Annotated in this window: 10 protein-coding genes and 1 other RNA gene; 9 read left to right on the top strand and 2 right to left on the bottom strand. The window is 57.6% G+C overall.

The window, feature by feature from the left end:
- Position 1: 1 nt before the first annotated feature.
- Complete coding sequence (locus ACM6JQ_RS06855) at positions 2-1,405, bottom strand: sodium-dependent transporter (RefSeq protein ID WP_007915211.1); 1,404 nt, start codon at positions 1,403-1,405, stop codon at positions 2-4.
- Positions 1,406-1,524: 119 nt separating this feature from the next.
- Here ACM6JQ_RS06855 and smpB point away from each other — a divergent pair, with 119 nt between their 5' ends.
- On the top strand, positions 1,525-2,007 hold the full coding sequence (gene smpB / locus ACM6JQ_RS06850) for an SsrA-binding protein SmpB (RefSeq protein WP_007915208.1): 483 nt from the start codon (positions 1,525-1,527) through the stop codon (positions 2,005-2,007).
- 120 nt (positions 2,008-2,127) lie between these two features.
- On the opposite strand, the gene ACM6JQ_RS06845 is transcribed toward smpB, so the two are convergent.
- The gene (locus ACM6JQ_RS06845) at positions 2,128-2,895 is read right to left on the bottom strand and encodes an FCD domain-containing protein (RefSeq protein ID WP_007915207.1); all 768 of its coding nucleotides are present in this window, start codon (positions 2,893-2,895) and stop codon (positions 2,128-2,130) included.
- Positions 2,896-3,157: 262 nt separating this feature from the next.
- On the opposite strand from ACM6JQ_RS06845, the gene ACM6JQ_RS06840 reads away from it, so the two are divergent.
- The 8 genes from ACM6JQ_RS06840 to ACM6JQ_RS06805 all read left to right on the top strand — a co-directional run bounded on the left by ACM6JQ_RS06840 (position 3,158) and on the right by ACM6JQ_RS06805 (position 13,090).
- Positions 3,158-4,852, top strand: a complete 1,695-nt coding sequence (locus tag ACM6JQ_RS06840) for a lactate permease LctP family transporter (RefSeq protein WP_414893456.1) — start codon at positions 3,158-3,160, stop codon at positions 4,850-4,852.
- 150 nt (positions 4,853-5,002) lie between these two features.
- On the top strand, positions 5,003-5,827 hold the full coding sequence (locus ACM6JQ_RS06835) for a (Fe-S)-binding protein (RefSeq protein WP_007915202.1): 825 nt from the start codon (positions 5,003-5,005) through the stop codon (positions 5,825-5,827).
- Positions 5,824-7,278: a LutB/LldF family L-lactate oxidation iron-sulfur protein gene (locus ACM6JQ_RS06830; protein ID WP_414893455.1), complete on the top strand. Its 1,455-nt coding sequence runs from the start codon at positions 5,824-5,826 to the stop codon at positions 7,276-7,278. The genes ACM6JQ_RS06835 and ACM6JQ_RS06830 overlap by 4 nt, the downstream gene beginning before the upstream one ends.
- Positions 7,278-7,949, top strand: a complete 672-nt coding sequence (locus ACM6JQ_RS06825; protein ID WP_095114212.1) for a LutC/YkgG family protein — start codon at positions 7,278-7,280, stop codon at positions 7,947-7,949. The genes ACM6JQ_RS06830 and ACM6JQ_RS06825 overlap by 1 nt, the downstream gene beginning before the upstream one ends.
- A complete protein-coding gene (locus ACM6JQ_RS06820; protein WP_414893454.1) occupies positions 7,946-10,756 on the top strand; it encodes an FAD-binding and (Fe-S)-binding domain-containing protein in 2,811 nt (936 codons plus the stop codon). The genes ACM6JQ_RS06825 and ACM6JQ_RS06820 overlap by 4 nt, the downstream gene beginning before the upstream one ends.
- Positions 10,757-10,886: 130 nt before the next feature.
- Positions 10,887-11,165, top strand: coding sequence for a hypothetical protein (locus ACM6JQ_RS06815; RefSeq protein WP_414893453.1), 279 nt, complete (start codon positions 10,887-10,889; stop codon positions 11,163-11,165).
- A gap of 95 nt (positions 11,166-11,260) precedes the next feature.
- Positions 11,261-11,649, top strand: a transfer-messenger RNA (tmRNA) gene (ssrA, locus tag ACM6JQ_RS06810).
- Positions 11,650-12,202: 553 nt separating this feature from the next.
- On the top strand, positions 12,203-13,090 hold the full coding sequence (locus ACM6JQ_RS06805) for a hypothetical protein (protein WP_414893452.1): 888 nt from the start codon (positions 12,203-12,205) through the stop codon (positions 13,088-13,090).
- The last annotated feature ends 176 nt before the right edge of the window (positions 13,091-13,266 follow it).

The raw sequence follows: 13,266 nt of genomic DNA, 5'->3' as shown, positions 1-13,266 counted from the left end.
GTTACTTCCAGAGCTGAGCGGCAAACACTACAAGAATGCCGATGGGCGCCACGTAGCGCATCAAAAACAAAGACAGGGCGAACAGTGCCGGATTGCGGATCGACAACTCGTCGCGTACCGCTTCACGCCCCATCACCCATCCGGCAAACAGCACAAAACACAGGCCACCGAGCGGCAACATGATCCGCGAGGTGAAGAAATCGATCACGCCAAAGAAGTCCAGACCGCTCTGCGCACCCCATTGGTAGAGGTGGAACATCCCGCCTTCGTTCACGAAAAATTTGGCTTCCTTCCAGATATTAAAGGAGAACACCGTGCCCAGACCGACGAACCAGCAGATGAACGCCAGCCAGAAAGTCACCCACGCGCGACTGACTTTCGTGCGCTCAACCAAATAGGCAACCATCGGCTCCAGAAGCGAAATCGCCGAACTCCAGGCCGCAATCGCCACCAGCACAAAGAACACCACGCCCATCAGTTGCCCGAAAGCCACGTTACCAAAGGCAAATGGCAGGCTGACGAACATCAGGCCCGGGCCTTCGCTTGGGTTCAGGCCGCCGGCAAACACAATCGGGAACAGAGCTAGACCGGCGACCAGCGAAACAAAGGTATCGAGCAGGGCCACACCGACAACCGTGCCGGACAACGACGAACTCTTCGGCATGTAAGCGCCGTAGATCATGATCGAACCGACACCGACGCTCAGCGAGAAGAACGCGTGCCCCATCGCCGGCAACAAACCGTCGAGGACTTTTTCCGGGTGGAAATCGAACATGAAATGCACGCCTTCCATGAAATGCCCGGTGGTCATGCTGTAACCCAGCAACACCAGAATCATCACGAACAGCAGCGGCATCATGATGCGCAGGCTGCGCTCAAGCCCGGCGACCACGCCTTTGGCGATGACGAAGGCCGACAGCAGCATGAAAATCGTGTGCCAAAGTGTCAGGCGCCATGGATTGGAGATGACATTGCCGAAATAAGCGCCGACCTGGTCGGCCGTTGCGCCCTGGAAGTCGCCACGGCCCATGTCGACGATGTAGTCCAGCGACCAGCCGCCGACCACACTGTAGAAAGACAGGATCAGCAATGCCGTGATCATCCCGGCAAATGCTCCCCACGACCACTTGCCCGAGTGCCCGGCTTCCAGCGCCAGCACCTTCAAGGCGTTCGCCGGACTTTGCCGGGCGCGCCGGCCGATCAGGGTTTCAGCGAGCATGACCGGGATGCCGATCAGCGCGATGCACGCCAGAAACATCAGCACAAAGGCGCCGCCGCCGTAGACCCCGACCATGTAGGGGAACTTCCAGATGCTACCCAGTCCCACGGCCGAACCGGTCGCGGCGAGTATGAAAACCCAGCGGCTAGCCCAACTGCCGTGGACAGAAACCTTGTCTGTCGACATCGTTTATCACGCCCAAGCGTTAGAAAAAGAGGCCGCATTGTCCGGGATTCACTCAACCTGCTCAAGCACGCAGCATCACCGTAGCCGACAGCCGTTTATCTCCATATAATGCCGCCCCTATGGCTAAACAGAAGAAACACCCAACAGGGACCATCGCGCAGAACAAAAAGGCGCGACACGATTACTTCATCGAACATAAGTTCGAGGCTGGTCTGGTCCTGGCCGGCTGGGAAGTAAAAAGTCTGCGGGCAAGCAAGCTACAGCTGGTCGACAGCTATGTGCTGCTCAAGGATGGCGAAGCGTGGTTGCTCGGCAGCCACATCACGCCTCTGATGACCGCAAGCACCCACGTCATCGCCGACCCGGTGCGCACGCGCAAATTGCTGCTCAACCGCCGCGAGCTGGAAAAACTCGCCGCCGCTGTGCAGCAAAAGGGTTACGCCTGCGTCTGCCTGTCCTGGTACTGGAGCAAGCACATGGTCAAGTGCGAAATTGCTCTGGGCAAGGGCAAGAAGGAATACGACAAGCGTGATACCGAGCGCGAACGCGATGCTGGTCGTGAGCTGCAGCGTGCGGTGCGCAATAAGGGCAAGGAAGACTGATCTTCCGACCTTGAAAGCAAAGATCGTCCGATCGCGGCCCGAGCCTTCGGCAGCTCCTACACTGGGATTCGCATTTCCCTGTAGGAGTTGCCGCAGGCTGCGATCTTTTGCTTTAAAGAATCACATCCCCTTGCGCCGCTCCGCCCGAGCCATGCGCTGAACCTCCTGCCGCACCTCTTCCAGCACTTCCTGCACATACAAAATATGTCGACTGGAGACTTCCCGTGCCTGCTCCGCGCGACCTTCAATAATCGCCAGATACAATTCCCGATGTTGAGTGATCAGCATGTCGCGGGTTTCCGTGCGCTGCTTGTACATGCCGCCGATGTTGGTAACCACGTTGCGCTTGAGCAGATCGAACAGCCCGCGAATGGTGTGCAGCAACACCGCGTTATGGCTGGCTTCGGCAATTGCCAGATGAAATTTCGCATCCGCCGCGCCCTCCTCCGCCCGGCTGACTTCATCGTGGCGCGAGTAGCAATCCTGCAACTCTTCGAAGGCTGCGGTGAGCCTTTCACGATCGACATCAGTTGCGCGCAATGCCGCGTAATAGGCGCACGATGCCTCCAGAGTGTGCCGAAACTCGAGCAAATCACGCTGTGCTTCGGGGTTGCTTTCAAGCAGTTGCAACAGCGGATCGCTGAACGTCGACCCGAGGCTTTCCACTACATAATTGCCGCCGCCCTGGCGACTGACCAGCAGCCCTTTCGCCGCCAGTTTCTGAATCGCTTCACGCAGAGATGGCCGTGATACGCCAAATTGTTCGGCCAGCGTGCGCTCCGCCGGCAGCCGTTCGCCGGACTTCAGCGTGCCCTCAAGGATCATCCCCTCAAGTCGCTCGACAATATCGTCAGACAAACGGCGCTGACGTATCTGATCAAACCCCATAACTCATTTCTCCACGATCCCGACCGCTCGCCGGGCTCTCTATTCTGGCCTATCGGCGCCTTCTCGACACCTACCAGACGCCAGTTGCCGAAACCGGATCAGATGCGATCTGCACCGCTTGTTCGACAAAAGTTTTAGGGCGGCAAATTGACACACCGCCATCAAGGCTTTTACCCTAGCCAACAGCGATTGTAAATTGGTCTTACCAATTATCCAAAAACGCTGACAGTGCCTGACCAACAACAATTAGGGGCCACCCCATATGCAAACCTGGCAACAGCTCTACAGCCCGCTCGGCAGTCTCGGCGTGTCCGCACTTGCGGCCGTCATTCCCATCGTTTTCTTTTTCCTCGCGCTGGCGGTGTTCCGCCTCAAAGGCCACGTGGCCGGGAGCATCACCCTCGCCCTGTCGATTGCCGTAGCAATCTTCGCGTTCCAGATGCCGATCGACATGGCCTTTGCCGCCGCCGGGTATGGCTTTGCCTACGGTCTGTGGCCGATTGCCTGGATCATTGTCGCAGCGGTATTCCTCTACAAACTGACAGTGAAAAGTGGTCAGTTCGAGGTCATTCGCAGTTCGGTGTTATCGATTACTGACGACCAGCGCCTGCAAGTGCTGCTGATCGGTTTCTGCTTCGGTGCATTCCTGGAAGGTGCCGCCGGTTTCGGCGCGCCCGTGGCGATTACTGCCGCACTTCTCGTCGGCCTGGGCTTCAACCCGCTGTACGCTGCCGGCTTGTGCCTGATCGCCAACACCGCGCCAGTGGCGTTCGGTGCCCTTGGGATTCCGATCATTGTTGCCGGCCAAGTCACCGGCATCGACGCGTTCAAGATCGGCGCCATGACCGGTCGCCAACTGCCGCTGCTGTCGCTATTCGTGCCGTTCTGGCTGGTGTTCATGATGGATGGCCTGCGCGGCGTGCGTGAAACCTGGCCGGCCGCGCTGGTTGCAGGCTTGAGCTTCGCCGTCACTCAGTACTTCACGTCCAACTTTATTGGCCCAGAGCTGCCGGACATCACTTCGGCACTGGCCAGCCTGATCTCGCTGACCCTGTTCCTGAAAGTCTGGCAGCCGAAACGCGCCGCCGGCCAACACATCGCCGGTGCCGTTTCCGCCTCGGTGGTGACTGCCAGCGTCGGCGGTTTCGGTCAAAAGCGCACCACCGTGGCTTCGCCATACAGCCTCGGGGAAATTTTCAAAGCGTGGTCGCCGTTCCTGATTCTCACTGTGCTGGTGACCATCTGGACACTGAAGCCCTTCAAAGCGATGTTCGCCGCCGGCGGCTCGATGTACAGCTGGGTGTTCAACTTCGCGATCCCGCATCTTGACCAACTGGTGATCAAAACCGCACCGATCGTGGCTGCTCCAACAGCAATACCCGCGGTGTTCAAACTCGATCCGATTTCCGCGACCGGTACGGCGATTTTCTTCTCCGCGCTGATCTCGATGCTGGTACTGAAGATCAATTTCAAAACTGGTCTTACCACTTTGAAAGAAACCTTCTACGAACTGCGCTGGCCAATCCTGTCGATCGGCATGGTGCTGGCGTTCGCCTTCGTCACCAACTACTCCGGCATGTCTTCGACCATGGCCCTGGTATTGGCCGGAACCGGCGCGGCGTTCCCATTCTTCTCGCCGTTCCTGGGCTGGCTCGGCGTGTTCCTCACCGGCTCGGATACTTCGTCCAACGCCCTGTTCAGTTCGCTGCAAGCGACCACCGCACACCAGATCGGCGTCAACGACACCCTGCTGGTGGCGGCGAACACCAGCGGCGGCGTGACCGGCAAGATGATCTCGCCACAATCGATCGCCGTGGCCTGCGCCGCGACCGGGCTGGTGGGCAAGGAATCGGATCTGTTCCGCTTCACCCTCAAGCACAGCCTATTCTTTGCAACGATTGTCGGTCTGATCACCTTGGCTCAGGCTTACTGGTTCACCGGCATGCTGGTGCACTAAACCTACAAGAAACACAGAAAAAACCGACGCCGGTTCGTGATGCCGGCGTCAGCAATTCACAACCCGGTCTGTAAGGCTGCTGAAAGCAACGCTCTCTATATTCAGCAGCCTCAGCGGACGGATAACCGGGACCACCCGGAGACACGCCTGATGAGCGAGCTTTTTTATAACGCCGTGCCAAACGCGACCCGCGTGGCACCGCCACTGCCCGAACCTCGGCAATATCCCAGCGAGAAACCGTCGCGGGTCTACCTGTTTGGCACGTGCGTGGTCGACCTGTTCTACCCCGAAGCCGGGATGGACGCGATCCACTTGCTGGAGCGTGAAGGGATCCGGGTCGAGTATCCGCAAGGGCAGAGTTGCTGCGGCCAGCCGGCCTACACCTCGGGTTACACCGAGCAGGCACGGACGGTAGCGCGCTCGCAACTGGCGCTGTTTGCCGGAGATTATCCGGTGGTGGTGCCGTCGGGTTCCTGCGCCGGCATGCTGCGCGAGCATTACGCCGACTTGTTCAAGGACGAGCCGGAGACGTTAAAACAGGTTCAGGCCCTCGCGGCCCGCACCTATGAACTGGCCGAATTTCTGCTGTTCGTCTGCAAGGTGCAGCTCAAGGACAGCGGCGAACCGGTCAAAGTCGCGCTGCACACTTCGTGTTCGGCACGCCGCGAGATGAACACCCACCTGCACGGCCGCGAGTTGTTGGCGCAGTTGAGCAACGTGGAACGGGTCAACCACGACCACGAAAGCGAATGCTGTGGCTTCGGCGGAACATTCAGCGTCCGTATGCCAGACATTTCCGGCGCGATGGTGGCTGACAAGACCAAAGCGTTGAAGGATTCCGGCGCGCACAAGGTGTTGAGCGCCGACTGTGGCTGTTTGATGAACATCAACGGCGCATTGGAGAAACAAAAAGAAGCGCTACGCGGGCAACATCTCGCCAGCTTCTTGTGGCAACGAACCGGAGGTGCGCAATGAGCACTTCCGCGATTATCCCTACGGTCGCCGTAGAAGAAGATTTCCGCACCCGGGCACACAATGCCTTGGGTGATCAGCAACTGCGGAACAACTTCCGCACTGCCATGGACTCACTGATGGTCAAGCGGGCAGCCGCTTTCAGTGATGCCCACGAAAGAGAACATTTGCGCGCACTGGGCAATTCGATCAAGGCCCGCGCGCTCTCCAAGCTGCCCGAGCTGCTCGAGCAACTGGAACAGAACCTGACCCGCAACGGTGTGACAGTGCACTGGGCGGAAACGGTGGACGAGGCCAATGGCATCGTCTTATCGATCATCCGCGCTCACGAGGCGCGGCAAGTGATCAAGGGCAAATCGATGGTCAGCGAAGAGATGGAGATGAACCATTTCCTCGAGGCTCGGGACATTGAATGTCTGGAGTCCGACATGGGGGAGTACATCGTCCAGCTCGACCACGAGAAGCCTTCACACATCATTATGCCGGCGATCCACAAGAATGCCGGTCAGGTCGCGTCCTTGTTCCACGACAAACTTGGCGTGGAATACACCAAGGACGTTGACCAACTCATTCAGATCGGTCGCAGAGTCCTGCGGCAGAAATTCTTCGAAGCGGACATCGGCGTCTCCGGTGTCAACTTCGCCGTCGCCGAGACCGGCACCCTGCTGCTGGTGGAAAACGAAGGCAACGGGCGCATGACCACCACCGTGCCGCCGGTGCACATCGCCGTCACCGGCATCGAAAAAGTCGTGGAAAACCTGCGTGACGTGGTGCCGCTGCTGTCACTGTTGACGCGTTCGGCGCTGGGTATTCCGATCACCACTTACGTCAACATGATCTCCGGCCCGCGCAAGGAACACGAACTCGACGGCCCCCAGGAAGTGCACCTGGTACTGCTCGACAACGGTCGCAGCCAGGCTTTCGCCGACAGTGAATTACGCCAGACGTTGAACTGCATCCGCTGCGGCGCCTGCATGAACCATTGCCCGGTCTACACCCGCGTCGGTGGCCACACCTATGGCGAGGTGTATCCCGGGCCGATCGGCAAAATCATCACCCCGCACATGGTTGGCTTGGCCAAGGTTCCGGATCACCCGAGTGCCTCTTCGCTGTGCGGTGCCTGCGGTGAAGTCTGCCCGGTAAAAATTCCGATTCCGGCGATCCTGCGTCGCCTGCGCGAAGAAAACGTCAAAGCCCCGGACAGCCCGAATCAAGTGATGCGCGGTCAGGGCAGCAAATATTCGCGCAAAGAACGCTTCATCTGGAACGCCTGGGCCAGGCTCAACAGCTCTCCAACGCTGTATCGATTGTTCGGTTTCTTCGCCACGCGCCTGCGTGCCCTGACCCCGAGTAACGTCGGCCCGTGGACGCAAAACCACAGCGCGCCGAAACCTGCCGCTCGCTCACTGCACGACATGGCCCGCGAGCATCTGGCCAAACAGGGAGACCGCTGATGAGCGCCAAGCAAAATATCCTCGGCAAACTGCGGAAAAGTCTGACGGGGACCACACCTATTGCCGACGACTTCGACGTCGATCTAGTGACGCAGCCTTACACCTACAGCGCCGAACAACGCATTCCGCAACTGCGCAAATTGATGGAAGCAGTGCACACCGAAATCCACCTGACCTCGGGCGAAGCATGGCCGGCGTTGCTTGCGCAATTACTGCGCGACCGTCAGTTGCCGAGCCTGTTGATTGCACCGACTACCGCGCACGGGCAGAAAATCACACAGCACTGGGCGAACAATCCTGATCTGCCAGCACTGAAATCCTACGACCGGCCGATGGAAGAGTGGAAAGCCGAGCTGTTCAACGACACTCCGGCGAGTCTCACCGGCACCCTCGGTGCAATCGCCGCTACCGGCAGCCTGATCATGTGGCCAACCCGCGAAGAACCGCGTTTGATGAGTCTGGTGCCACCGGTGCATTTTGCCCTGCTAAAGGCCAGTGAAATCCGCGACAACTTCTATCAAGTGCAGCAGGAATTCGAATGGGCGCAAGGCATGCCGACCAACGCGTTGCTGGTGTCCGGCCCGTCGAAAACCGCCGACATTGAACAAGTGCTGGCCTACGGAGCCCACGGCCCGAAAGACTTGGTGGTGCTGATCCTGGAGGACCAATGACGCTTCCGGCTAATTTTCTGCGTGATGCGCAACAACTGATTCCGGCGGAGCGCCGCTTTGATGATCCGTTATCGACTCTGGCCTTCGGCACCGACGCCAGTTTTTATCGACTGATTCCGCAACTGGTAATCCGCGTCGAATCGGAGGACGAAGTCGTGGCCCTGCTGAAACTGGCTCAGCGCGACCATGTTCCAGTGACCTTCCGTGCAGCGGGCACCAGTCTCTCTGGTCAGGCGATCAGCGATTCCGTTTTGATCGTGCTTGGGGATAACTGGAACGCGCGCGAGATTCGTGGCCAAGGCACGCAAATCCGCCTGCAACCTGGTGTGATCGGCGCACAGGCCAACGCATGGCTCGCACCGTTTGGCCGCAAGATCGGCCCTGATCCGGCGTCGATCAACGCCTGTAAAATTGGCGGCATTGTTGCAAACAACGCCAGCGGCATGTGCTGCGGCACGGCACAAAACACCTATCACACACTGGCCGGGATTCGTCTTGTACTGGCCGATGGCACGCGACTCGATACCGAAGACGCTGCCAGTGTTGCAGCGTTTCGCAGCAGTCACGGCGATCTGCTCGAACGCTTGGCGACTTTGGGCCGCGAGACCCGCGCCAACGCCGAACTGGCTGCACGAATCCGCCACAAATACCGTCTGAAAAATACCACCGGCCTGTCACTCAACGCCTTGGTGGATTTCGATGAGCCTGTGGATATCTTGAGCCACTTGCTGGTCGGCTCCGAAGGCACCCTCGGTTTCATCAGCGCGGTGACTTACGACACGGTGATCGATCACCCGAACAAGGCGTCGGCGCTGATCGTCTTCCCGGATGTGGAAACCTGCTGCAACGCCGTCACCGTACTGAAGAGCCAACCGGTATCCGCCGTAGAACTGCTGGATCGCCGCAGTTTGCGTTCGGTGCAGGACAAACCGGGCATGCCTGCTTTCGTACAGCAGCTGTCGAACAATGCCTGCGCGTTGCTCATCGAATCCCGCGCCGCGTCTTCTACTTTGTTGCAGGAACAACTGGCGCAAATCATGGCGTCGCTCAGTAGCTTCCCGGTGGAAAAGCAGGTCGACTTCACCGAAGACCCAGCCGAGAACGCCAAGCTCTGGGCCATCCGCAAGGACACCTTCCCCGCTGTCGGCGCGGTGCGCAAAACCGGTACCACGGTGATCATCGAAGACGTGACCTTCCCGGTCGACCAGTTGGCAATCGGCGTGAATCGCTTGATCGAGTTGTTCGACAAACATGCCTACGACGAAGCGATCCTTTTCGGACACGCGCTGGAAGGCAATCTGCACTTCGTCTTCACCCAAGGCTTCAACAACCCGGAAGAAGTCGCACGCTATCAAGCGTTCATGGACGACGTCGCGCAACTGGTCGCGGTGGAGTTTGGCGGTTCGCTGAAAGCCGAACACGGCACCGGGCGCAACATGGCGCCGTTCGTGGAACTGGAATGGGGCAGCGACGCCTATCAGTTGATGTGGCAGCTCAAACGTCTGCTCGACCCGAACGGGATTCTCAACCCGGACGTAGTGCTCAGCGAAGATCCGCAGATCCACCTCAAGCATCTGAAACCGCTGCCGGCGGCTGACGAGATTGTGGATAAGTGCATCGAGTGCGGTTTCTGCGAACCGGTCTGCCCATCTAAAGGACTGACCCTGAGTCCGCGCCAGCGTATTGTGATCTGGCGCGATATTCAGGCGAAAAAGCGTGCGGGCGTCGACACCACAGAATTGGAAAAAGCTTACGAATACCAAGGCATCGAAACCTGCGCCGCCACTGGTCTGTGCGCGCAACGTTGCCCCGTAGGAATTAATACCGGCGAGCTGGTGAAAAAGCTGCGTGGCCGACACGCTACGCATCAGAAAACCGCTGACTGGATTGAAGGAAATTTCGCCAAGACTCTGCAAGGCGCCCGTTTTACCCTGCACGTGGCCAACGGTGCGCGGATGATGCTTGGCGCACCGCGTCTGGCGAAACTTTCTGCAACCATTACGCGCCTGTCCAAGGGCCAAGTGCCGTTGTGGACGAATGCGATGCCGCAGCCAGAGAAGGCCATTCGCTTCAGCCCCAGCGTCTCAGACGAACGTCCGCGTGTGGTGTATCTCGCAGCGTGTGTCTCGCGAGTCATGGGTCCGGCGGCGGGTGATAAAGAGCAAGTGTCGCTCTACGACAAAACCCGTGGACTGCTGGAAAAGGCCGGTTACCAGGTGGTCTTCCCGGACAATCAGGACAACCTCTGCTGCGGTCAGCCCTTCGCCTCCAAGGGCTACGCCGAACAGGCCGAGCACAAGCGTCAGGAGTTGATCAGCGCCCTGTTGCACGCCAGTCGCGGCGGACTTGATCCAATCTATTGCGATACCAGTCCGTGTACGTTGCGCCTGGTTCAGGACGTAGGAGAAACCCGTCTGGATCTGTACGACCCGGTGCGCTTCATCCGTACGCACCTTCTTGATCGACTGGACTTCACTCCGCAAGACGCACCGATTGCCGTACACGTGACCTGCAGCACGCAGCATCTGGGCGAAAGCCAGGCGTTGATCGATCTGGCGCGCAAGTGCAGCAATAACGTGGTGATCCCGGAAGGCATTCACTGCTGTGGGTTTGCCGGCGACAAAGGCTTCACCACGCCGGAGCTGAACAGCCACTCGCTGCGCACGCTAAAGGATGCGGTGCAGCATTGCAGCGAGGGGATTTCCACCAGTCGCACCTGTGAGATCGGCCTGACGCAACACGGCGGAATCGACTACCACGGGCTGGTCTATCTGGTGGATCGCGTGACCCGGGCGAAGGCCTGCTGAAGAAAAATAGAACCCTTGAGTTCGACTGTAGTCCACAGAATAACCCCGACTGATCGGGGTTTTTCTTCCATACGGTTGCCCGTCCTGACGGCCAGCGAAGTCTGGACCCACTCGGTTCAAGGAGATACACATGAAACGTTCTGTACTGTTAGGTCTGTTCGTTACTGCATCGATGATGGCGTCCACTTCGTTCGCCGCGGACAAGCCTGCTGACCTGTGTGATGCGAATATTCAGACCATCAATAATATGAAGGGTCAGCTGTCAGCGAAGCCAGAAGTGAGCCAGAAGGTTGAAGCCACTGTGACCAGAGCCCACGACCTCAAGGCCAAAGGTCAAATCGATAACTGCGTTGCGGAAACCTCGCAACTCATCTCGGACCTTCAAAAAGCAGCCGGCACCAACAATTGATCAAAGCCCGGCCAACCTTCGGGTTGGCCTTACGGGCTGATTGGCGTACACTGCGCAGGCTTGTTGCTCAAACAGATGTACTGAGCAACGAGTTCGGGGCCGTTTAGGATTCGACGCCGGTTGCGAAACTTTAGGTGCATGCCGACTTGGTAACAGAAGTCGTAAATCCACTGTTGCAACTACTTATAGTTGCCAATGACGACCAATACGGTGTTGCTCTCGCTGCTTAATTGCAGCTGACAATGCTCCTGGTACCTTCGGGTCCAGCAATCATCAGGGGATGTCTGTAAACCCAAAATGATTGTCATATAGAACAGAATCGCCGTGCAGTACGTTGTGGACGAAGCGGCTAAAACTTACACAACTCGCCCAAAGCACCCTGCCCTTCGGGTCGCTGAGGGTTAACTTAATAGAAACGGCTACGCATGTAGTACCGACAGCGGAGTACTGGCGGACGGGGGTTCAAATCCCCCCGGCTCCACCAACTCTATAAAAAAGACGTCCTAGGACGTCTTTTTTTGTGCCTGAAATTCAGGAACAGACTCATCATAAGATTGCTAGGAGCGACGCACTCAGCCAAGCCAGTGGTTTCGCCCACCATATTGACATTCCGCTTGACAGATGATTATCTCTGCTAACAGCTTCCCGTATATTTCGTTAAACTGACGCCTAGGCGCAGGGCCGGCTTTGCCGGCCCTGCGCCTAGGCGTCATGATTAGCATGCATTTCGTCAGGACACTCTGCGTTTACAGCCCTTCACCTGTAAATGCGCCAACTGAATGTGCTAGTCTCAAACCCAAGTATATTTCCACCCTTATGGGTATTTTTGCCATGATCAGCGGCCACCAGCATTCAAAAGACCTTAGCTTTGCGGAAATGATGAGCCTTAAAAGTAGCTCACGTGACCGCCAGGTTGATGCTGTCTATTCAGCTGACCCTCAGATGCTTGAAATGGCTGCTGCCCGTGCTAAATCCGCCCTTCGTGGCAACTCTGCTTCAATCGCTCGCCCACAACGATTCTCTGCGCTAAGCAACTGATGCCCGAAACGGTAGACGAAGACGCTCCGTTCGCCCTACTTGAACGCTCAGAGCTCTTCGCTTTCCTGCTCGATCTAATTCAGCGCGTCTACCGCCCCTCAATTCAATCAGCTGTCACCGATTACGGCCTTGTGATCGTTGGCGGGCAATCGCTTACGCTTTGGGCCCGACAATACCTCATCGACGAAATGACAGGTGAGGATGTCGGATTCGTCACCAGCGATGACTTGGACTTTATCGGCAAACCCAACTCTGTTGATTATTGCGCCCGCATGATGGGCGTCCCTTTTCGCAAAGCGAAGATGGAAGACAACACAATAAATATTGCCGCCGCGTACATTCACTGGATTGACGATAAAGAGGTCATCGTCGATATCCTGGAAATGGACAGCGTCGGGGGCGCGCCCAAAAAAGAGATTTTCAAGTATTTATCCGTCCTGGATATCGAAGGCGTGCAAGTCGCCGTCATCGACCCCATCACATGCCTAAAGTCTCGCCTGTTCAACCTATTTGCTTACTGGCAGGATCGGCGGCACAGGGAATCCGTGCGGGTGAAGATCGCACTTCGCGCTTCGAACCATTACCTGCGCGACCTGCTTGTACATGACGGATACCGAGCCATATCAGAACATATCCGCCGAATTAAGGCTTTGGCCCTGACACCGCTCGGCAAGCGTGTTTATGTCGAATATGGAATCGACGTGCTGGACGCCATCCCCTACGATCCGGTGCTGTATCCAACTGCCTACATGGATCGGGAACGACCGAACATGCTCCGCCAAATTGGTGACGTACGCCGACGGAAGTTAATTCAGTACCAACGATTCGCGTGTGGCCCTATTCATCCTAGCCACCTTCAGCCCGCCGCAGAAAACGATCCTAGATAAAGGATTCGGACAACGCGAAACATTCGCTTTGTTATTGCCTCAACTCATCTTACCTATAGCTTCAGCCACCTAAGTCTGATCTTCCCCCGTGCCATCATCAAACAAGGTACATTTACGCCCATCAAGCACGATCAGCAGTGCCGGAATGGAGCGACCAGGCCGGCTTGAAAGGGAAT

The organism is Pseudomonas sp. IT-232MI5, from assembly GCF_949767845.1.
Classification (GTDB): domain Bacteria; phylum Pseudomonadota; class Gammaproteobacteria; order Pseudomonadales; family Pseudomonadaceae; genus Aquipseudomonas.
Note: the sequence above shows the minus strand (reverse complement) of the source record. Positions and strands in the feature narration are given on the sequence as shown.

What these genes read in the sequence shown, in the direction of transcription:
- ACM6JQ_RS06855 (WP_007915211.1), bottom strand. Translation starts at nt 1,405, where the DNA reads ATGTCGACAGACAAGGTTTCTGTCCACGGCAGTTGGGCTAGCCGCTGG.
- smpB (WP_007915208.1), top strand. Translation starts at nt 1,525, where the DNA reads ATGGCTAAACAGAAGAAACACCCAACAGGGACCATCGCGCAGAACAAA.
- ACM6JQ_RS06845 (WP_007915207.1), bottom strand. Translation starts at nt 2,895, where the DNA reads ATGGGGTTTGATCAGATACGTCAGCGCCGTTTGTCTGACGATATTGTC.
- ACM6JQ_RS06840 (WP_414893456.1), top strand. Translation starts at nt 3,158, where the DNA reads ATGCAAACCTGGCAACAGCTCTACAGCCCGCTCGGCAGTCTCGGCGTG.
- ACM6JQ_RS06835 (WP_007915202.1), top strand. Translation starts at nt 5,003, where the DNA reads ATGAGCGAGCTTTTTTATAACGCCGTGCCAAACGCGACCCGCGTGGCA.
- ACM6JQ_RS06830 (WP_414893455.1), top strand. Translation starts at nt 5,824, where the DNA reads ATGAGCACTTCCGCGATTATCCCTACGGTCGCCGTAGAAGAAGATTTC.
- ACM6JQ_RS06825 (WP_095114212.1), top strand. Translation starts at nt 7,278, where the DNA reads ATGAGCGCCAAGCAAAATATCCTCGGCAAACTGCGGAAAAGTCTGACG.
- ACM6JQ_RS06820 (WP_414893454.1), top strand. Translation starts at nt 7,946, where the DNA reads ATGACGCTTCCGGCTAATTTTCTGCGTGATGCGCAACAACTGATTCCG.
- ACM6JQ_RS06815 (WP_414893453.1), top strand. Translation starts at nt 10,887, where the DNA reads ATGAAACGTTCTGTACTGTTAGGTCTGTTCGTTACTGCATCGATGATG.
- ACM6JQ_RS06805 (WP_414893452.1), top strand. Translation starts at nt 12,203, where the DNA reads ATGCCCGAAACGGTAGACGAAGACGCTCCGTTCGCCCTACTTGAACGC.